The organism is Neisseria zalophi (genome assembly GCF_008807015.1).
Taxonomy (GTDB): domain Bacteria; phylum Pseudomonadota; class Gammaproteobacteria; order Burkholderiales; family Neisseriaceae; genus Neisseria; species Neisseria zalophi.
This window is the reverse complement of sequence record NZ_CP031700.1, coordinates 2,274,206-2,299,859: the sequence shown is the minus strand read 5'-3', so window position 1 is coordinate 2,299,859 and position 25,654 is coordinate 2,274,206. Positions and strand designations below refer to the sequence as shown.

The 25,654-nt window shown below is 43.3% G+C and carries 22 protein-coding genes and 1 tRNA gene; 17 read left to right on the top strand and 6 right to left on the bottom strand.

The features are described from left to right. Positions 1 to 64 precede the first annotated feature (64 nt). The 5 genes from D0T92_RS10650 (at position 65) to D0T92_RS10630 (ending at position 6,373) form a co-directional block, all read left to right on the top strand. Positions 65 to 727, top strand: a complete 663-nt coding sequence (locus D0T92_RS10650; RefSeq protein ID WP_225315113.1) for a hypothetical protein — start codon at positions 65 to 67, stop codon at positions 725 to 727. Positions 728 to 1,106: 379 nt separating this feature from the next. After that, the gene (locus D0T92_RS10645) at positions 1,107 to 2,498 is read left to right on the top strand and encodes a chloride channel protein (protein WP_151052714.1); all 1,392 of its coding nucleotides are present in this window, start codon (positions 1,107 to 1,109) and stop codon (positions 2,496 to 2,498) included. Then, positions 2,499 to 3,719, top strand: a complete 1,221-nt coding sequence (argJ, locus tag D0T92_RS10640; RefSeq protein WP_151052712.1) for a bifunctional glutamate N-acetyltransferase/amino-acid acetyltransferase ArgJ — start codon at positions 2,499 to 2,501, stop codon at positions 3,717 to 3,719. A 699-nt stretch (positions 3,720 to 4,418) separates the two neighbouring features. Further along, a complete protein-coding gene (locus tag D0T92_RS10635; protein WP_151052710.1) occupies positions 4,419 to 4,910 on the top strand; it encodes a MarR family winged helix-turn-helix transcriptional regulator in 492 nt (163 codons plus the stop codon). A 50-nt stretch (positions 4,911 to 4,960) separates the two neighbouring features. Next, positions 4,961 to 6,373 carry an efflux transporter outer membrane subunit gene (locus D0T92_RS10630; protein ID WP_151052708.1) on the top strand — a complete coding sequence of 471 codons (1,413 nt, stop codon included), beginning with the start codon at positions 4,961 to 4,963 and terminating at the stop codon, positions 6,371 to 6,373. A 60-nt stretch (positions 6,374 to 6,433) separates the two neighbouring features. Here D0T92_RS10630 and rsmI read toward each other — a convergent pair whose 3' ends face one another. Beyond that, positions 6,434 to 7,303, bottom strand: a complete 870-nt coding sequence (rsmI, locus tag D0T92_RS10625; protein WP_151052706.1) for a 16S rRNA (cytidine(1402)-2'-O)-methyltransferase — start codon at positions 7,301 to 7,303, stop codon at positions 6,434 to 6,436. A 50-nt stretch (positions 7,304 to 7,353) separates the two neighbouring features. Between rsmI and D0T92_RS10620 the strand changes: the two genes are divergently transcribed. The 7 genes from D0T92_RS10620 to D0T92_RS10590 all read left to right on the top strand — a co-directional run bounded on the left by D0T92_RS10620 (position 7,354) and on the right by D0T92_RS10590 (position 14,309). Next, entirely contained in the window at positions 7,354 to 7,701 is a 348-nt protein-coding gene (locus D0T92_RS10620; RefSeq protein ID WP_151052704.1) for a YraN family protein, read from the top strand. 3 nt (positions 7,702 to 7,704) lie between these two features. Then, positions 7,705 to 8,298: a phosphoheptose isomerase gene (locus D0T92_RS10615; RefSeq protein ID WP_151052702.1), complete on the top strand. Its 594-nt coding sequence runs from the start codon at positions 7,705 to 7,707 to the stop codon at positions 8,296 to 8,298. 73 nt (positions 8,299 to 8,371) lie between these two features. After that, entirely contained in the window at positions 8,372 to 8,989 is a 618-nt protein-coding gene (locus tag D0T92_RS10610; protein ID WP_151052700.1) for a BON domain-containing protein, read from the top strand. 97 nt (positions 8,990 to 9,086) lie between these two features. After that, positions 9,087 to 9,773 carry a hypothetical protein gene (locus tag D0T92_RS10605; RefSeq protein ID WP_151052693.1) on the top strand — a complete coding sequence of 229 codons (687 nt, stop codon included), beginning with the start codon at positions 9,087 to 9,089 and terminating at the stop codon, positions 9,771 to 9,773. 97 nt (positions 9,774 to 9,870) lie between these two features. Then, the gene (map, locus tag D0T92_RS10600; protein WP_404821653.1) at positions 9,871 to 10,647 is read left to right on the top strand and encodes a type I methionyl aminopeptidase; all 777 of its coding nucleotides are present in this window, start codon (positions 9,871 to 9,873) and stop codon (positions 10,645 to 10,647) included. Positions 10,648 to 10,928: 281 nt separating this feature from the next. Continuing rightward, positions 10,929 to 11,225 carry a helix-turn-helix domain-containing protein gene (locus tag D0T92_RS10595; RefSeq protein ID WP_151052689.1) on the top strand — a complete coding sequence of 99 codons (297 nt, stop codon included), beginning with the start codon at positions 10,929 to 10,931 and terminating at the stop codon, positions 11,223 to 11,225. 258 nt (positions 11,226 to 11,483) lie between these two features. After that, positions 11,484 to 14,309, top strand: coding sequence for a valine--tRNA ligase (locus D0T92_RS10590; protein ID WP_151052687.1), 2,826 nt, complete (start codon positions 11,484 to 11,486; stop codon positions 14,307 to 14,309). Positions 14,310 to 14,585: 276 nt separating this feature from the next. Here the strand turns inward: D0T92_RS10590 and D0T92_RS10585 are convergent. Further along, a tRNA-Arg gene (locus tag D0T92_RS10585) sits at positions 14,586 to 14,661 on the bottom strand. A gap of 431 nt (positions 14,662 to 15,092) precedes the next feature. On the opposite strand from D0T92_RS10585, the gene D0T92_RS10580 reads away from it, so the two are divergent. Further along, the gene (locus D0T92_RS10580) at positions 15,093 to 15,896 is read left to right on the top strand and encodes a c-type cytochrome (RefSeq protein WP_151052685.1); all 804 of its coding nucleotides are present in this window, start codon (positions 15,093 to 15,095) and stop codon (positions 15,894 to 15,896) included. A 75-nt stretch (positions 15,897 to 15,971) separates the two neighbouring features. Here the strand turns inward: D0T92_RS10580 and D0T92_RS10575 are convergent, their stop codons facing one another. The 3 genes from D0T92_RS10575 to pmbA all read right to left on the bottom strand — a co-directional run bounded on the left by D0T92_RS10575 (position 15,972) and on the right by pmbA (position 20,277). Continuing rightward, positions 15,972 to 17,405 carry an NAD-dependent succinate-semialdehyde dehydrogenase gene (locus tag D0T92_RS10575; RefSeq protein WP_151052684.1) on the bottom strand — a complete coding sequence of 478 codons (1,434 nt, stop codon included), beginning with the start codon at positions 17,403 to 17,405 and terminating at the stop codon, positions 15,972 to 15,974. A gap of 340 nt (positions 17,406 to 17,745) precedes the next feature. After that, complete coding sequence (locus tag D0T92_RS10570; protein ID WP_151052682.1) at positions 17,746 to 18,414, bottom strand: isochorismatase family protein; 669 nt, start codon at positions 18,412 to 18,414, stop codon at positions 17,746 to 17,748. Between the two features lie 534 nt (positions 18,415 to 18,948). Beyond that, complete coding sequence (gene pmbA / locus D0T92_RS10565) at positions 18,949 to 20,277, bottom strand: metalloprotease PmbA (RefSeq protein WP_151052680.1); 1,329 nt, start codon at positions 20,275 to 20,277, stop codon at positions 18,949 to 18,951. A 128-nt stretch (positions 20,278 to 20,405) separates the two neighbouring features. On the opposite strand from pmbA, the gene yjgA reads away from it, so the two are divergent. Further along, complete coding sequence (gene yjgA, locus D0T92_RS10560) at positions 20,406 to 20,930, top strand: ribosome biogenesis factor YjgA (RefSeq protein ID WP_151052678.1); 525 nt, start codon at positions 20,406 to 20,408, stop codon at positions 20,928 to 20,930. 85 nt (positions 20,931 to 21,015) lie between these two features. On the opposite strand, the gene D0T92_RS10555 is transcribed toward yjgA, so the two are convergent. Then, positions 21,016 to 21,969, bottom strand: a complete 954-nt coding sequence (locus tag D0T92_RS10555) for an MBL fold metallo-hydrolase (RefSeq protein WP_151052676.1) — start codon at positions 21,967 to 21,969, stop codon at positions 21,016 to 21,018. 582 nt (positions 21,970 to 22,551) lie between these two features. On the opposite strand from D0T92_RS10555, the gene D0T92_RS10550 reads away from it, so the two are divergent. The 3 genes from D0T92_RS10550 to D0T92_RS10540 are packed head-to-tail and all read left to right on the top strand — an operon-like array spanning position 22,552 to position 25,552. Next, positions 22,552 to 23,676 (top strand): ABC transporter ATP-binding protein, encoded by a 1,125-nt coding sequence (locus tag D0T92_RS10550; protein WP_151053068.1) that lies wholly within the window; start codon positions 22,552 to 22,554, stop codon positions 23,674 to 23,676. Positions 23,677 to 23,693: 17 nt separating this feature from the next. Further along, complete coding sequence (locus D0T92_RS10545; RefSeq protein ID WP_151052674.1) at positions 23,694 to 24,671, top strand: ABC transporter permease subunit; 978 nt, start codon at positions 23,694 to 23,696, stop codon at positions 24,669 to 24,671. Further along, positions 24,671 to 25,552 carry an ABC transporter permease subunit gene (locus tag D0T92_RS10540; RefSeq protein WP_151052672.1) on the top strand — a complete coding sequence of 294 codons (882 nt, stop codon included), beginning with the start codon at positions 24,671 to 24,673 and terminating at the stop codon, positions 25,550 to 25,552. Before D0T92_RS10545 ends, D0T92_RS10540 begins: the two co-directional genes overlap by 1 nt. Positions 25,553 to 25,654 lie beyond the last annotated feature (102 nt).

Below are 25,654 nucleotides of genomic sequence, written 5' to 3'. Positions count from 1 at the left end.
CAAAGCGATATAGCTGTTTAGGAAGTAACATAAAGTCTAATACTGGCTATTGTACGGAATAATCATGAAAGAAAAATACTACGATGTTTATGTCTCTTATCCGCCTAGTGTTGATAAGGAACGTATTAATGCCTGTCTCCGAGATAATCTTCCGGAAAATCAAGCGGATGACTTGATTCAAGCGTTGGCAGAGCGACCACAGGCGATTATTGCAGAGAATTGCTCCAAAGAAGAGCGGGAAAATGCGCAGCATTATTTCAGCTATTTGGGGCTGGATGTTATTATCAGGCATTCTTTGGAATTGATTCCAGAAGAGAATCAAGAGGAAGATGTTAAGAAAATTATTGATCAGTGTCCGGTTTGCCGCACTATTATTGACGATCCTGATGCAATAGAAGAATGTCCTACGTGTCATTTACATTTTGCAACAGCCACTGATACAGTGATTGAGCGTAAGCGAATTGAGTGGGAAGAGAAAGTTGCGTTTGAGCGTAAGAAGCAACAAGAAATCGCTTTAAAATTACAATTAGAAAAGCAAGAAGAAGAAAAGCGGTTGCGTAAACAAATTCGTGCAGAGTTGGAGCAAAAATTAATACAGGAAAGAGGGGGATTTAATTGGCGCTCTTGGTTTAAAGGAACTAAAGCACTAATTTCAATTGGAATTATTTTATTGGTGGTCTTTATTTTAATTGCAATCGGTTATTTGCTGGCTTCTTTTATGAAGTGATATATTTATTTGTATAACTATTGAATTAGCTGGAAAATAAAAAAGAAAATTTTAGGAACCGAATAGAATATTCTTTGATGATTAAACAGGCCGTCTGAAGAGATTTCAGACGGCCTGTTTAATATATAAGGTTTTTATAAATTTTTTAATTCCTCTTTTATGCAGTATGCTGTTGATTTCTGCTAGCCAGAATAAATATTCATAATATTTAATGCATGATATTTTTATTGTGTTTTTAGTATTTGAAACAGATTATTTGAAAAGTTGTAAACGATAAAGCAAAGCAGATTATAATAAAGACATTATATTGAAAATAATGCAGACTCCTTATTTAAAGTTGGTAGGCCGTCTGAAAACTATATGACACAGGTTATCATTCATGAACGTCTTTCTATCTACTCATTTTCATAAACTCAAACGCAAAATTCTACATAAACTGAAACAAACACAACGACTTTCAAGAAAAACGCTGGCTTTTATTTTTTTATTGGTCGGCGCTGCATTTGTTGCTCTTGTATCACTGGCTTTTGCAGAGGCTGCCGATTGGGCATTAGAGGAAAATGCACGGTTGGTTCAGGAATATCCGTGGTTTGCATGGGTTGTGCTGCCATTAGGGCTGCCTTTGATTGTCTGGTTGACCAGACGTTTTGCTCCTTATACGTCGGGTAGCGGTATTCCCCAAGTATTGGCATCATTGTCATTACCTTATGGTGCACAAAAAATACGGCCGATTGCTTTTATGCAGACAATATTAAAAATTCCACTTACCTTTTTAGGCATGCTTGCCGGTGCGTCTATCGGACGTGAAGGACCGTCTGTGCAGGTTGGTGCAGCAGTCATGGCGGCTTGGGGGGCGTGGTGTAAAAAGCATAATTTGGCTTTTAAAGGCATGCAGGAAAATGATTTGATTGCTGCAGGTGCGGCTGGTGGCTTGGCTGCTGCGTTTAATGCTCCGCTTGCTGGAGTGGTATTCGCTATTGAAGAATTGGGGCGGGGCGTATTGTTGCGCTGGGAGCGGCAAATTTTTATCGGTGTATTAGCAGCAGGTTTCATTCAGGTAGCCATACAGGGTAACAACCCTTATTTTTCAGGCTTTCACGGTACAGAATTAGATGATATGTTGATTTGGGTGTTGGTTTGTGGCCTGATTTGTGGGTTGGCCGGCGGATTGTTTGCCCGTTTGTTATACAAGGGGGTGGCGTCTGTGTCTCCGGAAAAATATAGAGGATGGGTTCGCCAACATCCCATTTTATTGGCGGGCTTGATTGGTATTGTATTGGCGGCTTTGGGTACGATTTATCAAGGCCAGACCTTTGGCACGGGGTATCAGGAAGCATCGGAAGCTTTGCGTCGTTTATATGATGCACCACAAGGTGTTGCGATAGCGAAGTGGGCGGCCACTATATTGTCTTATTGGGCAGGTATTCCGGGTGGAATTTTTACTCCGTCTTTGGCTGTTGGTGCCATGATAGGTCAGCATATGGCTGATTTTGCCAATCTGCAAACTGGTGTAAACGTGGTGGTATTAATTTGTATGGCTGCTTTCCTTGCAGCAGCAACACAGGCACCTTTAACCTCCAGTGTGGTAGTGATGGAAATGACAGGAGGGCAGAATTTATTGTTTTGGCTGTTGATTGGTGCTATTTTTGCATCTCAGGTATCACGGCAGTTTTCACCTAAACCGTTTTATCATGCAGCAGGCGCACGTTTCAGACAGCGCGTTCAAGAAGAGCATGCCGCCAAACAGGCGGAAACAAAGGAGAGTTCATAAATGGCAGTTAATTTAACAGAAAAAAAACCGGAAGATTTATTGATCATTGATGGTGTTCAGGTTTTCGTAGGCCAGGCCGGTATTAAAAAAGTAGAACATAATGATTTAACCTTGATTGTATTGAATCACAACAATACAACAGGTGCCGTATTCACACAAAACCGATTTTGTGCCGCTCCGGTTTATCTTGCTCAAGAACATTTATTCGATGAAGACGGAGTACGTGCATTGGTGATTAATACGGGAAATGCCAATGCCGGTACAGGTGCAGAGGGTCGTTCTCGGGCACTGACGATTTGTGAGGCTGTGGCAAGTCAGGTTGGCTGTAAGTCGACTCAAGTGTTGCCATTTTCTACCGGTGTGATTCTTGAGCCGCTACCTTATGAAAAAATTATTACGGCGCTGCCTAAGGTTAAACCTGTTCACTGGAATGAGGCAGCTCGTGCCATTATGACGACTGATACTATTCCTAAAGCGGCCAGCCGTGAAGGTAAAGTGGGGAAAAACCATACAGTACGTGCCACCGGTATTGCCAAGGGAGCCGGTATGATCTGTCCTAATATGGCGACCATGTTGGGCTTTATTGTGTGTGATGCCCATGTTTCCCAACCGGTTTTGCAATTGATGACGCAAGAAATTGCCGATATGTCGTTTAATTGTATTACTGTTGACGGAGATATGAGTACAAATGACAGTTTTGTAATCGTTGCGACAGGTAAATCCGGTCAGAATGAAATCGATAATATCGCTGATCCACGTTATGACGAACTAAAAAATCTACTTGGTGACTTGGCCTTGGAGTTGGCTCAAGCAATTGTGCGTGACGGAGAAGGTGCTACTAAATTTATTTCTATTACGGTAGAGAATGCAGCTGATCAGAAAGAAGCGAAAAAAGTTGCTTATGCTATTGCCCATTCACCATTGGTAAAAACCGCTTTCTTCGCTTCGGATCCTAATTTAGGGCGCTTGCTGGCAGCTATTGGCTATTCGGGACTAGAGAATTTTGATACTGATAAAGTACGGTTGTGGCTAGGAACTGCTTTGGTGGCCGAAAATGGTGGCAGAGCAGAAAGCTATACGGAAGAAATGGGGCAAGCGGTGATGAGTCAATCGGAGATTGCTGTTCGTGTCGACTTGCAGCGTGGTAAGCATAAGGCAACGGTTTATACTTGTGATTTATCACATGAGTATGTGTCCATTAATGCTGATTATCGAAGTTAAGCCGCTATGATATTTGTCGTGTGATAGATAGTGATAAATTATCGTTTGGCATGATTTATTTGGGATAAATCTGGTACTGTTTGCAGTTTTAAAATTGACTGTAAGGAGTACCAGATTTTATTTTAAATAGTTATTTATATACCATATATTTAAATAGATCAGGCATTTTAAAATCATGTATTTTTGATGTTGGGAAAGCTTTTGAGTAATTGCATTAGGGCAAAAATACCTAAAACGATCGTCTATAAATAATTTTATATTATCTTTAAGTATCATGCATTATGCGTAAAGATATGTTGTGCATCCGAACTATATTACAAAGTACCTACTCTAAAAGTACCAGTTCGAATGAGATGGATAATATTGTATAAAAATTGTTATAGCATACCTGATGTTGAAGATTATATTGGTATGGATGAAAAAATGATAATCGGTTATTTTTTTTCTTAAAAGGTTGTTTTTTATCATTTTATAACAGATGCTACACCGCCTGTTAGAAGAGTAAGCCGATTGTCTGTTTTTTGAGAAATTATATACGAATATATTAAAATAGCTATATCGGAGTTAATGGTAACTATTTTAAACGGCAAATTATTATGCTGTTTAATTAAGTAAAATGGCAGTAGATGCTCATATTCGTGTAATGATATGTAAAGTATATGCTGCTGAATGACTAATCATCACAGAGAAGAGAATACAATGAGTTTTTCACAAGCCGAATTGGTTAATGCACTGCGCTTACTTTCAGGTCGATTGCCTGAGTTTTCCGAACAGCAAACTCAGGCGGGTCGATTGTTGCGTGTGGTTACAGAACGCTTGAGCAGCCATCTTAATGAAAGCTTGAAAGAGTTTGGGATTAATGAAAACCTATGGTTTGCTATGATGGCTGTTTATGTTAGCCCAAACAGCGAGATTCTGCCTTCACGCTTGAGTGACTTGATGGACTTAACGCGCACCAGCGCTACCCGTCTTTCTGATGAAATGGTTGAGCGTGGTTGGGTTGAGCGTCATATCAATCAACAAGACCGCCGCCAAATCGTGTTAAAATTAACACCTGAGGGTGAAGCTTTTATTCAAAAAATCTGGCCGCAAATTTCCAGTAAAAGTGGAGAGGCGTGGGAAGATTTTACCAATGAGGATTATGCCCAGCTTCAACATTTGTTGAGCAAACTTTTAGCCAAATTGGGTTAATGGTTCGACGGTGTTGTGCTGAGGCTTTAACGCAAGCGGACACTGATTTTATGAAATTTGATGCTATCGTACGCAGTTGGGCAGTGGCAGGTTTAGTATTTGTTACTGCGTGTGCGCCGTTTGGCAAACAGACGCCGTTGGAGTATCCAACGGCGTATTTGCTGCCTGAAGGTCATTCAACACAGGAAATTCAGGGTGCTTGGTGGACAAGTTTAAAAGATACCAAGCTCAATACACTGATTGCTCAGGCATTACAAAATGCCCCAAATTTGAGAATAATCAAAGCCCGATTTGAACAGGCGCAAGCGCAATTGGGTGTGGTTCAAGCTACAGGGAAAACACAGGTCGGTTTGTCTGTGCAAGGTCTCGGTACATACGTTACCCCCAAACCATCTGTACCACAATTCGATACAAACCATCTTCTTTTGCTGGCCAATACGGCAGTGGAAGGAAGTTGGTCTTTCGATTTTTGGGGAAAGAATCAGGCGCGTATTCAATCTGCGTTAGGTCGTCGTCGGGCGATTGCTTATGAAGCTATTCAGGCACGTTTGGAAGTGGCTCATGCTGTTGCAGTTCAATATTTTGTTTGGCAGGCACTAGAGGCAAGGTCGCAATTAGTTGAACAACGGATCGAGCTTGTCGGAGAGAATGAAAAGCTACTTGGACGACGGGTTAATGCCAATATTTTGGCACCTTCCGCACTTTATCAGACGGAATCTGCCAAACAACTGTTAGAAATGGAGAAGTTAGAATTATCTCGCCAGATTCAACAGGTGCGCCATAGTCTGGCGGCTGCTATCGGCAGAAGCCCTAATGAACTGGATAACTGGAAACCTTCTGCTCAAAAAGATGCACCGGTATTGGCAGTGAATAAGATTCGTGCCGATTTATTGGCACGGCGGCCGGATATTGCCGCACAAAAAGCATTACTACAGGCTAGAGAGCAAGATATTCGTGAAGCCAAAGCCGAATTTTATCCAAATATCGAATTGAGGGCCTTGGCAGGGCTTAGTCATATTGATGCTTTTGATATTGTAAGAGGAAAGAACGGTGGTGCATTAACTGTGCTGCCGGCGATACACCTGCCTTTGTTTACATCGGGGGCTTTGCAATCGAACTTGGCTGCCCGTAACAGTCAATTTAACGAGCAGGTGGCTATTTATGATCAAACTGTTTTGAATGCCATGCGCTCTGCTGCAGACGCGGTGTCGGCATATCAAAGCTTGCACAAACAGGTGGATTTGCAACAACGCATGGTTGGTACGGCTAAAAAATCGGAAGCAGCATCTGCCCGTCGTATGCGTGCCGGTTTGGAAAATGGCATCGATTCTCTGCGAAAACAGGATGAAACTTTGCAACGTCAGATATTGCTTGTACAAGGTCGTGCCGATTTATTGGCAGCGTGGAGTAATCTGCATGTACAGCTTGGTGGTGGATTCAATACGCAAACGAAAATCAAATAATAAGATAATATTTCAGACGGCCTATATCAAATAGGCCGTCTGAAATATATTAGGTTTGTTTTATTTCCACGTTAAGGCTAAATCATATAATGCTTTTTTGCTTTCCCCGGTAATTTTTGCCGCTAATCCTGCAGCCTGTTTGGTAGGCAGCTCTTCCGACAAGATTTTCATAATATGTTGCGCCGTTTCAGGTAAATTGGTATGTTTTTCCGGCGGATCGGGATGTAGTATGAGTACCATCTCGCCGCGGTTTTGATTAGTATCATTTTGTAATATGGTTTGGATTTCGGTGACTGTACCATTTAAGAATGTTTCAAATGTTTTGGAAATTTCCCGTGCCAACATCAGTTTCCGTTCCGGATAAAGGGTGGTCATATCGGCCAATGTGGCGGCAATGCGGTGGGGTGTTTCAAACATGGCAATTGCGTAATCACTATTGGCCCATGTTTCGAGTAGTTTACGGCGCTCCCCTGGCTTGGCTGGAAGAAAACCGTGAAAATAAAAATTCGGTTCGGTAATACCGGCCACGCTTAATGCACCTATAACGGCACTAGCGCCGACAATGGGACTAACTTTAAAGCCTGCCGATTTTACCCGCTCGGCCAGTTTGGCACCGGGATCGCAAACTGCGGGAGTGCCGGCATCGGAAACTTGGGCAACAATCAGGCCGTCTGAAAGTGCATCAATAATTTTCCCCGCCATATTTTGTTCGTTGTGCTCGCGGACACTAACCAATTTTGCCTGTATACCATATGCGCTCAGCAATTGCGCGGTAACACGGGTATCTTCGGCACAAATCATATCGGCACGTTGTAGTACAGCCAACGCATGCAGTGTAATATCGGCCAAATTGCCGATAGGTGTGGCGACAACGTATAATGTTTGCGTTGCAATGCTGTCGAGTGCTTTTTGATAGTGTTTTTGCATCATAATAATAAACAAGCCGTCTGAAAACTTTCATTATAACGGGGATAAACAAAATGCGTTTGAATCATCGACAAGGTGTAGCGGGGGAAGATGCTGCATGGTCATTTTTAAAAGCACAGGGTTGTGTATTGATTGCGCGCAATTGGCACTGTCCGTTTGGCGAAATTGACTTAATAGTTAAAAACAGTAATATGACGGTGTTTGTTGAAGTAAAATACCGGAACAATCGTCGTTTTGGCGGAGCTGCATACAGCATTACGCCGGCTAAGCTGATGAAGCTTCAGAAAAGCGCGGAACATTATCTACAGAAGCATGGTCTGAGTCACGCACCATGCCGCTTGGATGCTATATTCATCGAAGGAAACGAAGCACCTAAGTGGGTGCAAAATATTACAGGTTAAAATATGACTGCTTTAGAAGAGCGCGTTGCTGCCCATTTCGCCCAAAGTATCGAGGCTAAACAACAGGCTGTTGATGTTTTAAAAGAACCGACTGCTCAGGCTGCCGAGCTGATGTTGCAGTGTTTGATGGCGGATGGGAAAATCTTAGCTTGCGGCAACGGTGGTTCGGCTGCCGATGCACAGCATTTTGCGGCGGAAATGACCGGGCGTTTTGAAAAAGAAAGAATGGAGTTGGCTGCTGTTGCCCTCACCACGGATACTTCCGCATTAACCGCCATTGGTAACGACTATGGATTCGACCATGTGTTTAGTAAGCAGGTTCGCGCTTTGGGTCGTGCAGGAGATGTTTTAATCGGTATTTCTACATCGGGAAATTCTGCCAATGTAATAGAAGCTATCAAAGCGGCACATGAGCGTGATATGAATGTGATTGCGCTTACCGGCAGAGATGGTGGAAAAATTGCTGCTATGTTGAAAGACAGCGATATTTTGTTAAATGTACCCAATCAGCGCACAGCACGTATTCAAGAAATCCATATTCTTTTGATACATGCATTATGTGATTGTATTGATACTATGTTGTTTGAAGGTATGTGAGAAGCGAACAGATTAATTTGTTTTCAGACGACTGAAAGGCCGTCTGAAACCCCTTAGAAAAGGATACTTGTTAATGAATATCAAACTTTATATTCGTCCGCTGGCTGTTGCTACGGTAACTTCTATTTTATTAAGCGGTTGTGTCGGTGCTGTTTTGGGCGGTGCCGCAGTTGGTGGTGCATCTGCCATCGACCGTCGTACCACCGGTACACAGGCAGACGATAATCTGATGGAAGTCCGTATTAAAAATACGGCAATGACTTATTTGCGCCAAAATGCGACAACAACAAATGGGTTTGAGCCGACTTTATCTGTGGTTAGCTATAACCGTCATATTTTGTTATTGGGGCAGGTGGCAACTGAAGGCGAAAAAGCCTTTGTCGAGCAGGTAGCACGTTCCGAATCGGCAGCTCAAGAGGTTTATAACTACATTACCGTTACTTCACAACCGCGCACATTCGGTAATGTAAGTGCTGACACTTGGAATACTTCAAAAGTACGGACGACCTTGCTCGGTATTCAAGGTGTCATTCCCAGCAGAGTTAAAATAGTCACTTATGATGGTACGACTTATGTGATGGGTATTCTCACACCTGCCGAACAAGCTGCGGTAACTGAAAAAGTCAGCACAACGTCGGGCGTTCAAAGAGTGGTGACACTTTACCAAACTTACACGCCCCGGCAACCATAAATCATCTGTTTTACCATGGGATTGGTAAGCAAGCAGGATTTTTAAGACTCAATCAATAAGGCCGTCTGAAACATTCAGATGGTTTACAGAGAAACCAATGAAAACAAATCGACCCACCGAAAGCAGCAAACAAAGGTTTCTTTTAAAACCCAAACATTTGCTGGCCGCTTTATTTGCCATTGCCGTCGTTGCTGTCGGTGGCGTGGTGATCGGTATTATGCATACTTCCACACAAACACAGGTAGAGGAAGAGTCTTTGCCTTCAAATGCTGCTAGTCAAGTTGAAGTATGGGCACCTCAAGGGACTTCAGTCTCTGATAGCGTGGTGACAGAAGTTGTGAGCTCTGAAACCATTGATGAGGAAAAAGTAGTACAAGCTTCTGAGCCCGAGGGCATCAATCATGAAAGTACCGAAGCTAAGGTTGTAAATAAAGAAGTTGAGAAGCCCGCTGTGCGCCATTCACAGAGAAGAAGGGTGGTTGAGGAAGCCCAGAAGGTAGGAAACTCAGCAGTCAAATCTGAATCTGAACAAGAACAGACTACTACACAGAGACAGGTAGCTGAAACGCCACGAAGAGGGAATACCAATTCTAGCGTCGGATCGGCCAGACCAACGAGATCAGAGCCTTCGCCTTCTCAAAATAGAGCACGCACTCCGGTAGCTGAAACACCTTCTACGCCCCAGGCTCCGCAAGAACGCCCGGCAGCAAAGGCTCCCCAAACTTCTCCTCCTAAACCGGTCGGATCGAATGAATCAGGCCCGATTACCGATAATCTTTTTTAAAAAAACTATATTTTAGTATCGATACAAATAATGATTCAGACGGCCTCTCGGGTCACACCGATAGGCCGTCTGAGCTCATCAAGAAAAGGAAAAAATAATGGCTGTTGTGATTAAAACACCTGAAGAAATTGAAAAAATGCGTGAGTTAGGCAGATTGGCTGCTGAAGCACTCGACTATATCGGACAATTTGTGAAGCCCGGTGTGACAACAAACGAACTGGATAAGTTGATTTATGACTATCATACAGAAGTTCAGGGCGGTTATCCGGCTCCGTTGAATTATGGTAATCCACCTTATCCGAAATCGTGCTGTACATCGGTCAATAATGTTATCTGCCACGGGATTCCAAATGATAAACCATTGAAAAACGGCGATATTATTAATATTGATGTCACCATCAAAAAAGATGGCTTTCATGGCGATTCCAGCCGTATGTTTGCCGTAGGGCAAATCAGCCCGCAGGCCAAGCGCCTGATCGATGTTACTCATGCCAGTATGATGGCGGGTATTGAGGCAGTAAAACCCGGGGCGACATTGGGCGATGTCGGATATGCCTGTCAACAGGTTGCAGAAAATGCCGGCTATTCTGTGGTGCAAGAATTTTGCGGGCACGGTATAGGCAGGGTATTTCACGAAGACCCGCAGGTTTTACATTATGGTAAAAAAGGGCAGGGTTTGGTTTTGAAGCCCGGTATGATTTTTACAATTGAGCCGATGATTAACCAAGGTAAACGCCATTTGCGGATTTTGGCAGACGGATGGACGGTTGTAACCAAAGACCGCTCTTTATCAGCACAATGGGAGCATGAAGTTTTAGTGACCGAAACGGGCTATGAAATTCTGACAATCAGCCCTCAAACAGGTAAACCTTGATTTTTTTACGTTTTTTTATGTAAATTATTTCGGGTTAGAATCTTTACTTTAAAAAATAACTATTTGTTTTTTAATTAAAATATAAATAAAGGTATACGCTTATCGCTTTTTTCGACCGCTTGATATAAAAAAAAATTAAACTTATCCTGAATTCATTGTCTAAGCATTTATACTTATTTGAATATAATATTCTTACTTCGGGTATATTTATTTTCGGTATTATATTCGGGTAAGTGGTTTGACAGATTCAAGCTTTAAACAGAAAAAAAGAAGGAAATTTCATGAAGTCGTTCGAGAAAATTGAAAATATCCGCGATATCCGTAAAAAACTCGGCTTAAACCAGATGGACTTTTGGAGTCGTATAGGTGTTACCCAATCAGGCGGTTCCCGCTATGAGTCAGGCCGAAATATGCCGAAACCCGTGCGCGAGCTACTTCGTTTGGTACACATCGAAAAAATTGATTTGGCCAAAGTAAATCGCGATGACCTCGCGATTGCTTCGTTGCTGAAAAGTCGCCAACCCGACTTATATGCTTCTTTGAAAAAGGAAGCCAAAGCCGAATCGAAAAATAAATGAGCCGAGACCCGACAACTGCCCGTTAGATAATAACGGGCAGTTTTATTTTATATGAATTTATTTAAAGTAAAAAAGCATGATAAAACGCTTCTTAATAAAGCCGGCCCAAGTAAAATGAAAAATATATAATAGATAGGTTTTGAAGCAGTTCTCATCTAAGTTTTAGGCCGTCTGAAAAGCCTTTTAATAGGTTTCAGACGGCCTTTTGCGTTATAATCTTTCGATTCAATATTATTTTTAGTTAAATCGAATATTACTATGTTAAATAAATACCAACCTGCCGAAATTGAAGCCAAACATTATCAAAATTGGGAAACAAAAGGCTATTTCCAGCCTAATATGTCTTCAGATAAATCATTTGCTATCCAACTACCGCCACCTAATGTAACCGGTACGCTGCACATGGGACATGCTTTTAACCAAACGATTATGGACGGACTTACCCGCTATTATCGTATGAAAGGCTACAATACCTGTTGGATTCCCGGTGCCGACCATGCCGGTATTGCGACTCAAATTGTCGTTGAGCGCCAACTCGCCGAACAAGGTGTTTCCCGGCATGATTTAGGGCGGGAAGCTTTTTTAGAAAAAGTATGGGAGTGGAAAAATATATCCGGCGGCACCATCACTCAACAAATGCGCCGCATAGGTTGTTCGGCAGACTGGTCGCGCGAATACTTTACAATGGATAAGGTTCGCGCCGAAGTGGTAACGGAAGTATTCGTCCGTTTGTTCGAACAGGGTTTGATTTATCGCGGTAAGCGTTTGGTTAACTGGGATCCGGTATTGGGCACGGCGGTTTCCGATTTGGAAGTGGAAAGCGTTGAAGAACAAGGTTCTATGTGGCATATCCGCTATCCGTTAACCGACGGATCAGGTAGCCTGACGGTTGCGACAACCCGCCCTGAAACCCTGTTGGGCGATGTGGCTGTTGCCGTGCATCCGGATGATGAACGCTATCAAGGGCTGATTGGTAAAACTGTGACATTGCCTCTTTCAGGGCGTGAAATTCCGATTATTGCCGATGAGTATGTTGAAAAAGATTTTGGTACGGGTTGCGTGAAAATTACGCCGGCACATGATTTTAACGACTATGAAGTGGGCAAGCGCCACGATACCGTTTTAATCAATGTCTTGGATTTAGAAGCCAAAATTTTGGCCGATGCCGAAGTGTTTAATTTTAAAGGTGAAGAGCAGCAGGGCTTTGCATTGCCTGAATACTATGCGGGATTAGATCGTTTTGCCGCCCGTAAACAAATGGTAGCCGATTTGGAAGCACAAGGCTTGTTGGTGGAAGTAAAACCGCATACCTTGATGACTCCGAAGGGCGACCGTACCGGCAGCGTTATCGAACCGATGTTGACCAGCCAATGGTTTGTGGCTATGAGTGCACAGCCGAATGGAGGCGAACCGGAAAGCGAATTTAAAGGCATGAGCTTGGCACAAAAGGCCAAGTATGCTGTTGATTCCGGCCAAGTGAAATTCATTCCCGAAAACTGGGTGAACACCTATAACCAATGGATGAACAATATCCAAGACTGGTGTATTTCCCGCCAACTGTGGTGGGGGCATCAAATCCCGGCTTGGTATGATGCAGAGGGCAAAGTTTATGTGGCACGCAATCAGGCCGAAGCGGAAAAATTGGCAGGAACTGAAGGCTTAACCCGTGATGAAGATGTATTGGATACATGGTTCTCATCCGCATTGGTACCGTTTTCTACATTAGGATGGCCGTCTGAAACCCCTGATTTGAAAGCATTCCTACCTTCTTCGGTATTGGTTACCGGTTATGAAATTATCTTCTTCTGGGTGGCACGTATGATTATGATGACGACCCATTTCACCGGCAAAGTGCCCTTTAAAGACGTTTATATTCACGGCATGGTACGCGACCATGAAGGCAAGAAGATGTCTAAATCAGAGGGCAATGTTATTGATCCTGTCGATTTAATCGATGGCATTGATCTGGAAAGCTTGTTGGTAAAACGTACCACCGGCTTGCGTCGCCCGGAAAAAGCGCCGCAAGTGAAAAAAGCAACGGAAAAGCTTTTTCCCGAAGGGATTCCTATATTCGGCACTGATGCATTGCGTTTCACTATGGCCAGCTATGCCAGCTTGGGACGCAGCATTAATTTCGACTTCAAACGTGCCGAAGGTTACCGCAATTTCTGCAATAAATTGTGGAATGCGACCAATTTCGTGTTGATGAATACCGAAGAGCAAGATTGCGGGCAAGATGAAACCCAGCCTTTGGCTTATACTTTTGTCGACCAATGGATTATCGGCCGTTTACAACAGGTGGAAGCAGCCGTGGCAGAGGCGTTTGATACCTACCGCTTTGATTTGGCAGCACAAACATTATATGAATTTGTGTGGAACGAATATTGCGACTGGTATATTGAATTGGCGAAAGTCCAATTGCAAACCGGTTGTCCGACAACGCAACGTACGACCCGCCGTACCTTAGTGCGTGTATTAGAAGTTATCTTGCGGATTATGCATCCGATTATGCCGTTTATTACTGAAGAGTTATGGCAAACCGTTGCCCCGCTGGCCAACGCCAAACACACGGAAAGTATTATGATGGCCGATTGGCCGCAAGCCGATAATGAGAAAATCGTTCCGGCTGCTTTTGAAAAAATGGCAGCTTTACAAGATTTAATCGGTGCCGTACGTAATTTACGCGGTGAAATGGGGTTAGCGCCCAGTGTGAAAGCACCATTATTCGTGGAAGGCGGCAATAGTGTGGAAGATTTATTGAAATATCTACCTATGATGGCGCGTCTGACCGAAGCCAAGCTGGTGGATAAGCTGCCTGAAAGTGAAGATGCGCCGGTAGCTGTGTGTCAAAATGCCCGCCTGATGTTGAAAGTGGAAGTCGATAAAGCGGCAGAAACTGCCCGTTTGAATAAGGAAGCGGAAAAGCTGCAAAAAAATATTGATAAGTTAACGGCAAAACTGAGTAAGCCCGGATATACCGAAAAGGCTCCGGCTCATTTAGTTGAAAAAGACCAAGCAGAGTTGGCTGATCTGCAGGATAAAATGGCTAAAGTACAAACTCAGTTGGCTAAGTTTAAAGATTAATTATCAGTACTAGTCTATGTAAAACAGCAGGTTGATATATTTTGATAATAAAATATGTTTTACTTGCTGTTTTTGTTATTCTTAATGTTTTGAGTTGTATAGTGCGTTATCAAATAAAGTATGCAACATGATGTCGGTTAATTTATTTTGTGAGAAACCGTTATATGGCTGCATATGGCTGCGATGTTTTCCATGCCAAGCGAACATTGTGGTATTGGGTAAAATTTAAAAAATTAGGCGGTTCCCAATAAAAATAGGAACCGCCCAAAAATAGTTTGGCGCACCCAACAGGGATCGAACCTGTGACCTCCAGCTTCGGAAACTGACGCTCTTCCAACTGAGCTATGGGTGCAGAAAGGACGTAAGATTAGCGCAAAAATCTAAAATTGGCAAAAATATTTGTTTTATTTCTTGTTTGATATAATGGTCAGATAGTATAAAAATACTATAGATGTGTCGGTATGGTATTGAAAGTTCTTTAAAACCTTACCATCTGCCAGGCCGTCTGAATACAATAAATAGAAAAAATCGAAATCTTTCAGGCCGTATATATCAGCGAATGATTAACTTGAAAGCATTTTATCAAACTATTTTTAGTGTGGCGGTTGAAACGATATACTTGGTATATCCACACTTTATTTGAGGAAAGTTAAACTTAAAGATTGGAAAGCTGCCATTAATTCAGTATAATCCAGCAAAATATTGTTAATCCGAATTAACAAAATCAAAAATATATAACTCTCTATTCGTCACAACCTACCAAAAACGGCGAGGCCATATCAAATGAATTCATTGAGCAACCATAAAGCCAGCGGCTCTGCACTTACCACCCTGTTGGGCGGTATCGTTATTTTGATTGCAGTATTGTTTTTTCTGGTGAAATTGGCAGGCAGTAATTATTACAGCACTGTAGAGGAAACTACCCAATCTGCAACTGAAACCCGCATTATGCCGGCCGGTAATATTACAATGGGGGATGGTACGCCTATCGGCCAGCGTACAGGGGAACAGATTTTCAGCAAGGTATGTATTCAGTGTCATGCGGCAGACAGCAGCGTTCCGGATGCACCTAAAGTTACCCACAACAATGAATGGGCGCCACGTATTGCCAAAGGTCTTGATGCATTATTTAATAATGCGTTGAATGGTTTTAATGCGATGCCGGCCAAAGGCGGACAAGCTGATTTAACTGATGATGAATTGAAGCGTGCGATTGCTCATATGGCAAACCAATCAGGTGGTAGTTTGGTAGCACCTGAAGTGAACGCTGATGCGTCTGGTGCGGAAGATACTGCTGTTGCTAGTCCGGTAACAGAGGCAGACGGGCAAAAAGTTTTTGAAAGTATCTGTATGGCTTGTCACGCTGCAGATTCCGCTATTCCACTTTCACCAAAAATTACTCATAATGATGAGTGGGCACCACGTATTAAACAAGGTAAAGAAGTCTTATTTAAGCATGCTATTGAAGGCTTTAATGGTCCTGATGGCGGTGTAATGCCGGCTAAAGGTGGTAACTTAGGCTTGAGTGATGATGAAGTAAAAGCTGCAGTTACTTATATGGTAAATCAATCAGGTGGTAGTATCTAATCTCTTACGTAGATTAATGAAAAAGGATTGATGAAAAAAAGCGTACTGTTCATAGTACGCTTTTTTTATTGGCTTTTAGCCAATATCCGAACATAAATATTTTAATTCCAAATATTCCTCTATACCGTATTTACCACCTTCACGTCCGAGTCCACTCATTTTAATACCACCAAATGGTGCAACTTCATTACTGATTAACCCCGTATTAATACCGACCATTCCATATTCCAAAGCTTCGGATACGCGCCATTGGCGTGCTGTATCCTCAGTAAACAGATAAGAAGCCAAGCCGTATTCGGTATCATTGGCTTGGGTAATAACTTCGCTTTCGGTTTCAAAGCGAAATAGTGGGCATACCGGACCGAATGTCTCCTCACGAGCTATCCGCATATTAGAAGTCATATGGCTTAAAACAGTAGGCTCGAAGAAAGTACTGCCTAACGAACTCCTTTTACCTCCGGTTAGACAGCGCGCTCCTTTATTGAGTGCATCGCTAATATGTTCTTCTACTTTAACAATAGCTTTTTTATCGATCAATGGGCCGATTTGCGTATCTTCATCTAAGCCGTTACCCAATTTCAGACGGCTTGTTTCTTCGGTAATACGGCGGCAGAATTCATCATATATTCCGGCCTGAACATAAACACGGTTGCTGCATACACAGGTTTGGCCGCCATTACGGAATTTACTTTGCATCACACCTTGAACGGCTTTATCCATATCGGCATCGTCAAACACAATACAGGGTGCATTCCCACCTAACTCCAAACTGATTTTTTTAATCTGATTAGCGCTGCTGCCATAAATTTTTATACCGACATCTGTTGAGCCGGTAAAGCTGATTTTCCGGATAATCGGAGTTTGGGTAAAGGTGTTGCTGATTTCTTGTGCATTGCCACAGACGATAGCAAATAATTCAGGCGGAATACCTGCTTCATAAGCCAATACTGCTTGTGCATAAGCGCTTAATGGGGTTTGGGATGCCGGTTTGACAATCATGGCGCATCCGGCAGCCAGTGCAGGCGCGGCTTTACGGGTAATCATTGAAGCAGGGAAGTTCCAAGGAGTAATAGCCGCAGTGACACCTACAGGCTGCTTAATCACCATCAGTTTTTGGGTATTTTTCAAGCTAGTTAAGATATCGCCATCGATACGGCGGGCTTCTTCTGCATACCATCTGATAAAACCGGCGGCATAATCAATTTCGCCACGTGACTCGGTGATGCTTTTGCCTTGTTCCATGGTCATAATTCGGGCAAGGTTTTCTTTGTTTTCCTTTAAGAGGCGATACCATTCCCATAATATATCGGCACGCTCAAGCGCTGTTTTTGATGCCCATTCCCGTTGGGCGGATTGGGCTTGTTCGATTTGATGTGTTATCTCTTGGGTTGAGGAGTGTTTGACATAAGCAATAATATCGCCAGTAGCCGGATTATCAACCGGTAGGCCGTCTGAAAAAGGGGTAAATTGCACATTGGGATGGTTTAATAATTGTTCGATAGATTTCATGATAAAACCTTTCTGATATCGGAAGTATAAGACACGTTATACTGATGAATAGGATTTTATGGTGTATTTAGTATATTGGTTACTGAGCTGCTGTTTCAAGCAGCATATGTGAGCTTATTGAATTCTAACGGTTTGAAGAGAAAATCAATATTTAATTAATCGTAATTATGATAGGTTATATTGGGATAGGGGGGATTTAAAAGGTACTTGATATTTTTTTGAATAAAAAAGAGGCCGTTTGAAAACGGCCTTGAAGAACTCTTACAGATGGGAGTGTCTGTGAAGAGATTTTTAATATTTAACTGGAAAATTGTTTAAAAGCAAGCAATTATCTCTTGAGTTAAGAGGCTTGTGACATTAAACGTGTGCTACCAGCAGCAATAGCGGCAGGTAAATCTTCAGTATCAAAAACTACGGTAATACCGGCTTGCCGTAATAAAGAAACTGTTTTTAATGTTGCCTCGGGCGTATAACCACGGCAGGCTGAAAGATTGACAATAATATGCCAATTATCGTTATACCAATCTAAATGTAAAGCTGTTTCCAATACGGCATATTCGGTAGCCAAACCGCCAAGAATAATGGTATCGGCTTGTTGGGTATGCAACCATTCAATTAAACCGGTGCTGTGCTTTTCTTTGGTATCATGAAAACAAGCGCTGCCTGTTTCTTCCCCATCTACCTCGATCGCATGATCATAATCTGCTCCGGAGGGGAGGCCTTTTAATAGATGTTTACCACGGCAAGCTTCTGCTTGGATGGTAAAATGGGTTTCACGGCTAAATGTAAAGCTGTTAGGCAGTAGGTTATCTACACCACCGCATAAGCTTGCACATAATGTATCTTTAGGATTAGAAACATTTTCAACTAATACTCGCTTGTGAGCCAAACGTGCCTGACGGTTCAACTCCGGAACAATACTTTCCGGTTGATGAACGCATTGTTGATCGTTCGCAGCAAAACAGGAAAAACGGCATTGCGGCTGAAGGTCAATAGCAATAATGGTCATGATGTGGCCCCTTTAAGTATTACTTTCTAATGTGTTTGGATAAGCGGATATTTTTTTAGATATTCGGCTTATTTTTTGATATTCGGTATATTATCAAGATAAACGTATTTTCTCCAGTAATTATTTTTAACTATTCATATAATTTTATTTAAAAATATTTATTAGGTTACTAATTAGTATACCAGATATTCGGTATTTATTTGGAATATTTGAATTACATATTTGATTTTAATATATTTTTATTTTTGTGGGATTATAAATAGAAACAATGGCGGGTTGATTTGATTTTGTTGTTTTTATGTATAAAGCAGTAGATATGAAAGGTAAGTTGGGAAAATAAGTATTTTATAGAATATTTTTTAATAGACTTTATTAATGCATTGAGATCTTTCAGACGGCCTTATCAATAGATAATGATAAACTCTAATTATAAAACCAGTGGGTGAAACAGCCGAAACCGATTAAATTGGGTTCGGCTGTTTTATAGAAGTGGCAAACTGCTCTGTTGCGATACTATTGGATTGTTTGTGGGATTTAAGTGCCGGCTATGGTCATTTCGCTAATCAATATCGAGCCGATTTTGTTGGAGGAGCGTTTGAGGGCATCATCGGCCACGCCGATAATTTGGCGATACATATCCTGCAAACGTCCGGCAATGGTGATTTCTTGTACGGGGTGGGCAATTACCCCGTTTTCAACCCAATAGCCTGCCGCGCCACGGGAATAGTCGCCGGTCAGCATATTGATGCCTTGCCCCATCAGTTCGGTAATCAGCAGGCCGTTGCCCATTTCTTTAAGGAGTGCGGCTTGGTTGGGATGGGTGTGGTTTAAGCAGAGGTTATGTGCGCCACCCGCATTGGCCGTGGTTTGCATACCTAGTTTTCTGGCGCTATAACTGCTTAAAAAATAGCCTTGAATTATGCCGTTTTCAATCACAAAACGCGGTTGGGTCGCCACGCCTTCGCTGTCGAAATAAGTGCTGCCGAAAGTTCTGGGAATATGAGGTTCTTCCCGTAAATGAAGAAAATCGGGTAAAACCTGTTTACCCAAGCTGTCGATAAGAAAACTGCTTTGCCGATATAAAGCACCGCCGCTTAATCCGCCGACAAGATGGCCGATTAGGCTGCCGGCTACGGCAGCATCAAACACAACGGGATAGCTGCCGGTCGGCAGGCTGCGGCCGCCTAAACGGCTTACGGTGCGTTCGGCGGCGGTACGGCCGATATTTTCCGCTGAAGATAAATCATTGTGTCGGCAGGCGGCATCAAACCAGTAGTCACGTTGCATGCCGTTTGCGTCGGATGCAACGACACTGCATGAAATACTGTGGCGCGTGCCTTGCTGGTGTGCGGCAAAACCGTGGGAATTACCATATACATATTGATAGTGACCGGTCTGTACGCCTGCGCCGTCTGAATTGCTGATGCGGCTGTCGGTATCCCGTGCCGCTTGTTCGCATTGTTTGGCCAGTTCTACGGCGGCTTCGGTAGATAAATCCCACTCATGGTATTTATCTAAATCGCCGATATGTTCGGCCATTAATGCCGCATCGGCCAAGCCGGCACAATCGTCTTCCGCTGTATATTTGGCAATATTGACCGCTGCTTTTGCCGTATCGCTTAATGCTTGGGGTGAAAAGTCGGCCGTACTCGCCCTGCCTTTGCGCTGCCCGACATAGACGGTAATGTCGAGCGATTTGTCTTGCTGGTATTCAATCTGTTCGATTTCATTGAGGCGGACATTCACACTTTGGCCGATTGCTTCGCTTAAGTCGGCTTCGGCAGAGGTTGCACCGTGTTGTTTGGCTAAGGTTAAAACCTGCCCGCATAATTGCAGTAGTTCGTCTTTGTTGTGGTTAAACATGAATTGTCCGATAGAAAGGGTTGGTGTTATTTTAACCGCTTTCAGACGGCCTCGGCAAAATTGTGACGATAGTCGGAATAGGGTGGCCGCTTGTGCTAAAATGCGGCGACTATTGAAAGAGATAAATAATGAGTAATCATGAGCAAGAATGGGTAAGTAAAACCCAAATGAAAAAGCAGATGGACAGCTTGCAAGATTTAGGGATGCAGCTGACCAAACTCTCAACGGACGCGCTGAAAAAAATCGGTTTGCCGGAAGATTTATATGAAGCGGTAGCGGAATATAAGAAAATCACCTCAAACGGAGCGCGCAAACGTCAGGCGCAATATATCGGCCGTTTGATGCGAGATGCCGATCCGGAACCGATTGAGCGTTATTTGGCGAAGTTGCGTGGTGATAATGCCGCACACAATGCCTTTTTACAGCGTGTGGAACAAACCCGCGAGCGGCTTATCGCGGCGGATGATGCCTTAACTGCATTTATTGCTGATTACCCGCAGGCCGATGCCGGTAAGTTACGGACGTTAATCCGCAATACCCGTAAAGAACAAGAGTTGAATAAACCGCCGAAAAATTTCCGTGCGCTTTTCCAAGAAATTCGTACTATTATGGATGAACAACAAAATCAAACGGATGACGGAGCGGACGAATAGCGAACTTTGTTGATTTGGAAACAAGAAAAAAGCTGACTATTGAGTCAGCTTTTTTATCTTTCAATACTAAAGAATCATACTGTTCTTACCACATACCGCGGCGATGGTTATTCACCCAACGATACATGCCCATAATATTGAGGGTTTTCATATTGTTGAAGTTGGTCCATTTTTGTACTTCAGGGCTGAACTTAACATTACGGTATAGCTGATCCCATGATTGGCCGGCGCGCGATAAGTCGAGCACCTGCTGATGCAAATCAACCATATAGTTACGCAATGCGGCTTGGTCGGCTTTGGTGGCCGGAGTGTAGTGGCCGATGTCGATAATATCGACGTCTTGATCCAAAATCCAATCTAAAGTGGCAATCCAGCCGGGATAGTAGAAGTCTAAGAAATCATTGTACGGCATAGTTTTATTTTGGCATACGTCGGTACATTGCAAGGCTTTTTGTCTGGGGAATAAAACCATGGTCATGCTGTCGGAATGGCTCGGGCTGACATGGTGTAATTTCACTGTTTCCCCGCCTAAGCTGATGGTCATGTCTTTATCAAATACACGATTGGGGATGGCGTAAGGGATTTTTTCGCCGACAATAGGCTCAATCGCTCTTTTGTTGGCAACAATCGTTGCACCGGCTTTTTGGAATACTTGGCTGCCGGCCATATGGTCGGCGTGGGCGTGGGTTAAAACAACGTATTTCACCGGAACATTAAAACGTCTTTTAATTTCCGCATTCAGCCATTCGGAAGCACAAGTGGCACCGCCGTCGACAACTAAAGCACCTTCTTTGGTAATCATCACAATACCGCTATGGACGGCCAAGCCGGCACCATTGGTATGGCGATATAAATTATCTTTTAAATGGACTAAAGTGGGGGCTGCGTTATCGCACATGCCGGCGGTAAAGTCCGGCAACACTTGGCGGTTGGCGTATTTGGATTGGTCGACCGTGACGCCGGTATCAGATGCAGCCGTTGCGGCAAGCGATAAGCTGAGTCCGAAAGCGGCAAATAAAGTTTTTTTAAATAAATTCATTAGTTTCCTATAGTTTTGTTGTGTATGTTTGGTTGACAGTTTAATGATATTGAACTGAATGGAAAGAGAAGGTGAAGTGTCTATAATTAATTTTGAGACAGACTGACTTTATCAATAAAACAATATAAATTAAATGTTCTTTACAATTTGTTTCATTAAATGGATATTCTTCGAGCTTTGCATTTTATTTGTTTTTCTTTGTGGATGCCTTATTATTTAGGCCGTCTGAAGCATTAAATAAACTGTGCTTTAATTAATTTTAGTTATTTTATGTAAATTTATGTTTTGTTGGTATGTTGATGATAGTACGGATATCTTTTCTGTTTGTTGCGAAGAAAGGGAAGTGCTTTACAAAATTTATAAAAAATTTGATTTTATATTGCCCCGTCAAGGCATAGGCTACTATAATCACGGGTTCAAAAAATAGGGCTGTCGGCAACCTTAAGTATATTAGGGTTTCTGCAGCCCTTAGAAATTTTTCCTTGCTGAGCGTGCGCTCTTAACCAGCAATCAAACAGCTTTTTATCACCCACGCGAAAATCCGTTTTGCCGGTACTCGTTATTGATTGGAGTATTGCCATTATGAACGCCTCCGTAGCGTCTTCCGCCCAACCTTATTTGCAAATACAAGGCTTGGTTAAAAAATTTGGTGACAACTATGCTGTCGATCACATCGACCTGAGTATTGAAAAGCATGAAATTTTTGCCCTTTTGGGCAGTTCGGGCAGTGGTAAATCAACATTGCTGCGCATGTTGGCGGGTATGGAAACGCCGAATCAGGGCAAAATTATTTTAGATGGCCAAGATATTACCAAACTTGCTCCGTATGAACGCCCGATTAATATGATGTTTCAAAGCTATGCTTTGTTTCCGCACATGACGGTAGAACAAAATATTGCTTTCGGTCTCAAGCAAGACAAGATGCCGAAAGCCAAAATTGCCGAACGAGTGGAAGAAATGTTGCGCTTGGTGCAAATGAGCAAATACGCCAAACGTAAACCGCATCAGCTTTCAGGCGGCCAACAGCAACGTGTTGCTTTGGCACGCAGCTTGGCGAAACGCCCAAAAATCCTATTGCTGGATGAACCTTTGGGCGCATTGGATAAAAAACTCCGCCAGCAAACCCAACTGGAATTGGTTAATACCTTAGAACAAGTCGGTGTCACCTGCATTATGGTGACCCACGATCAGGAAGAAGCCATGACCATGGCGACCCGTGTGGCGATTATGTCGGAAGGGAAGTTGGAGCAGGTAGGCACACCGAGCGATGTGTACGACTTCCCCAACAGCCGCTTTACCGCCGAATTTATCGGTGAAACCAATATTTTCGAGGGTACGGTTTTTGAAGATCATGCTGATTATTCAATTATCGAATTACCTGAATTGGAAAATAAAGTGCGTATCGACCATGGATTAGGCGGGCCTGCCGAGCAAAAACTATGGATCAGTATCCGCCCGGAAGATATCGACCTGCATAAAGAAAAACCGGATAACTTGGGTGACTACAACTGGGAAAAAGGTACGGTCAAAGAAATCGCTTATTTGGGCAGCTTTGCCATTTATCATGTGGAATTGGCTAACGGCCGCCGCATTAAGAGCCAAGTACCGGCACCTTATTGGTATGTGCGTAATGTTACACCACCGACTTGGGAAGAAACCGTGTATGTCAGCTGGCCGGCAAACCAACCGACGCCGTTGTTTAGCTAAGCTGTAAGGATACTGCAATGACATTAACCATGTTGAAACGCAAACTGACACGCCGACCGGGGCAGAGAGCAGTAATTGCCGTGCCTTATCTCTGGCTGCTGGTGTTGTTTCTGATTCCGTTTGTGATTGTGTTGAAAATCAGCTTTGCCGAACAAGAGCTGGCCATTCCGCCTTATTCGCCGCTGATTACGACCGATCCCGATTTCGGACGTTTAAATATCGCTTTGAATTATCAAAATTATGCCGATATTTTCCAAAATTTCTGGAGCAGCCTGAGCAGTATGCTCAATCCGTTTTCAGACAGCAACGGCAACAATATTTATCTGCTGACTTATTGGCTGTCGATTAAAACCGCGCTGACCACCACGTTTATCTGCCTGCTACTCGGTTATCCGATTGCTTATGCCATTTCACGGGCCAATCCGTCTATCCGCAACGGTTTATTGTTGGCGATTATGCTGCCTTTTTGGACGTCATTCCTATTGCGTGTTTACGCTTGGATGGGGCTGCTCGGACACAACGGTATTATCAATAACTATCTGATGGAATACGGGATTATCAGCCAGCCCTTAGATTTGTTTTATAACGCTTTTTCACTGAATTTGGTGATGGTTTATGCCTATCTGCCGTTTATGATTCTGCCGCTGTATACGCAGTTGGTGAAAATGGACGACCGGTTGCTCGAAGCGGCTTCCGATTTGGGCGCAGGGCCGATTAAGGCGTTTTTTGCTATTACACTGCCGTTGTCGAAAACCGGAATTATTGCCGGCTCCATGCTGGTGTTTGTGCCGGCTGTCGGTGAATTTGTGATTCCCGAATTGGTGGGCGGTTCCGAAAACCTGATGATTGGTAAAGTATTGTGGCAGGCGTTTTTCGACCAAAACAACTGGCCGCTGGCTTCCGCCATTGCCGTGATTATGGTGATTTTGCTGGTGATTCCGATTGCCTTGTTCCACCATTATGAAAACCGTGAAATCGAAGAAGGAGCAAGATAATGTCTAAATATAAGCTTTCTTGGTTCCTGAAGCTGATGTTGGGTTTAGGCTTGGCCTTTCTTTATATACCGCTAGTGGTTTTGGTGATTTATTCGTTTAACGAATCCAAATTGGTGACGGTTTGGGGCGGGTTTTCAACCAAATGGTATGGCGAATTGGCTAGCAACAGCACCATTCTTGAAGCGGCATGGTTATCGCTGCGGATTGCCGTGGTGTCTTCTCTGGCGGCCGTGATTCTCGGCACACTGGCAGGCTATGCCTTGGCGCGTATCAAACGTTTCCGCGGCAGCACATTGTTTGCCGGTATGGTATCCGCGCCGATGGTGATGCCGGATGTGATTACCGGCTTATCCATGCTGTTGCTGATTATTCAGGTTCAGATATTTTTGCAAAACAGCGAGCTGTTAGGGTGGCTGTATTTCGACCGCGGTTTTTTCACCATTTTCTTAGGGCATACCACATTGTGTATGGCTTATATCACGGTGGTGATCCGGTCGCGTTTGGTCGAGCTGGACCAATCTCTGGAAGAAGCCGCGATGGACTTGGGCGCGCGCCCGCTGAAAATCTTCTTTGTGATTACCCTGCCGCTGATTGCACCGGCGATTGCTTCGGGCTTCCTGCTCGGCATCACTTTATCGTTGGATGACTTGGTGATTACATCGTTCTTATCCGGCCCCGGCTCTTCAACCCTGCCGCAAGTGATTTTCTCAAAAATCAAACTGGGTCTGGATCCGCAAATGAACGTATTGGCGACCATTATGATTACCATTGTCGGCACGCTGGTAATTGCCATTAATTATTATATGATGCGCCAGACAACCAAACGCGAACGGGAAGCCGCCGAAGCCTACCGTCAGGAAAAAATAGCATTAGACGCTTAATAGATGGTGATAATCATAGAAGCTGCCTGAAAACGGCAGCTTTTCTTATTGCCGTTGTACGGCGGGTGAAAAATAGTGGGGTGCGGCGAATATAAAGATAAA

Bases quoted from the DNA above. Each gene is read 5' to 3' on its own strand.
- D0T92_RS10645 (WP_151052714.1), top strand. From the start codon at position 1,107: ATGAACGTCTTTCTATCTACTCATTTTCATAAACTCAAACGCAAAATT.
- D0T92_RS10635 (WP_151052710.1), top strand. From the start codon at position 4,419: ATGAGTTTTTCACAAGCCGAATTGGTTAATGCACTGCGCTTACTTTCA.
- map (WP_404821653.1), top strand. From the start codon at position 9,871: ATGGCTGTTGTGATTAAAACACCTGAAGAAATTGAAAAAATGCGTGAG.
- pmbA (WP_151052680.1), bottom strand. From the start codon at position 20,277: ATGTTTAACCACAACAAAGACGAACTACTGCAATTATGCGGGCAGGTT.
- D0T92_RS10550 (WP_151053068.1), top strand. From the start codon at position 22,552: ATGAACGCCTCCGTAGCGTCTTCCGCCCAACCTTATTTGCAAATACAA.
- D0T92_RS10580 (WP_151052685.1), top strand. From the start codon at position 15,093: ATGAATTCATTGAGCAACCATAAAGCCAGCGGCTCTGCACTTACCACC.
- D0T92_RS10545 (WP_151052674.1), top strand. From the start codon at position 23,694: ATGACATTAACCATGTTGAAACGCAAACTGACACGCCGACCGGGGCAG.
- D0T92_RS10630 (WP_151052708.1), top strand. From the start codon at position 4,961: ATGAAATTTGATGCTATCGTACGCAGTTGGGCAGTGGCAGGTTTAGTA.
- D0T92_RS10590 (WP_151052687.1), top strand. From the start codon at position 11,484: ATGTTAAATAAATACCAACCTGCCGAAATTGAAGCCAAACATTATCAA.
- D0T92_RS10595 (WP_151052689.1), top strand. From the start codon at position 10,929: ATGAAGTCGTTCGAGAAAATTGAAAATATCCGCGATATCCGTAAAAAA.
- yjgA (WP_151052678.1), top strand. From the start codon at position 20,406: ATGAGTAATCATGAGCAAGAATGGGTAAGTAAAACCCAAATGAAAAAG.
- D0T92_RS10555 (WP_151052676.1), bottom strand. From the start codon at position 21,969: ATGAATTTATTTAAAAAAACTTTATTTGCCGCTTTCGGACTCAGCTTA.
- D0T92_RS10605 (WP_151052693.1), top strand. From the start codon at position 9,087: ATGAAAACAAATCGACCCACCGAAAGCAGCAAACAAAGGTTTCTTTTA.
- D0T92_RS10620 (WP_151052704.1), top strand. From the start codon at position 7,354: ATGCGTTTGAATCATCGACAAGGTGTAGCGGGGGAAGATGCTGCATGG.
- D0T92_RS10540 (WP_151052672.1), top strand. From the start codon at position 24,671: ATGTCTAAATATAAGCTTTCTTGGTTCCTGAAGCTGATGTTGGGTTTA.
- rsmI (WP_151052706.1), bottom strand. From the start codon at position 7,303: ATGATGCAAAAACACTATCAAAAAGCACTCGACAGCATTGCAACGCAA.
- D0T92_RS10570 (WP_151052682.1), bottom strand. From the start codon at position 18,414: ATGACCATTATTGCTATTGACCTTCAGCCGCAATGCCGTTTTTCCTGT.
- argJ (WP_151052712.1), top strand. From the start codon at position 2,499: ATGGCAGTTAATTTAACAGAAAAAAAACCGGAAGATTTATTGATCATT.
- D0T92_RS10610 (WP_151052700.1), top strand. From the start codon at position 8,372: ATGAATATCAAACTTTATATTCGTCCGCTGGCTGTTGCTACGGTAACT.
- D0T92_RS10650 (WP_225315113.1), top strand. From the start codon at position 65: ATGAAAGAAAAATACTACGATGTTTATGTCTCTTATCCGCCTAGTGTT.
- D0T92_RS10615 (WP_151052702.1), top strand. From the start codon at position 7,705: ATGACTGCTTTAGAAGAGCGCGTTGCTGCCCATTTCGCCCAAAGTATC.
- D0T92_RS10575 (WP_151052684.1), bottom strand. From the start codon at position 17,405: ATGAAATCTATCGAACAATTATTAAACCATCCCAATGTGCAATTTACC.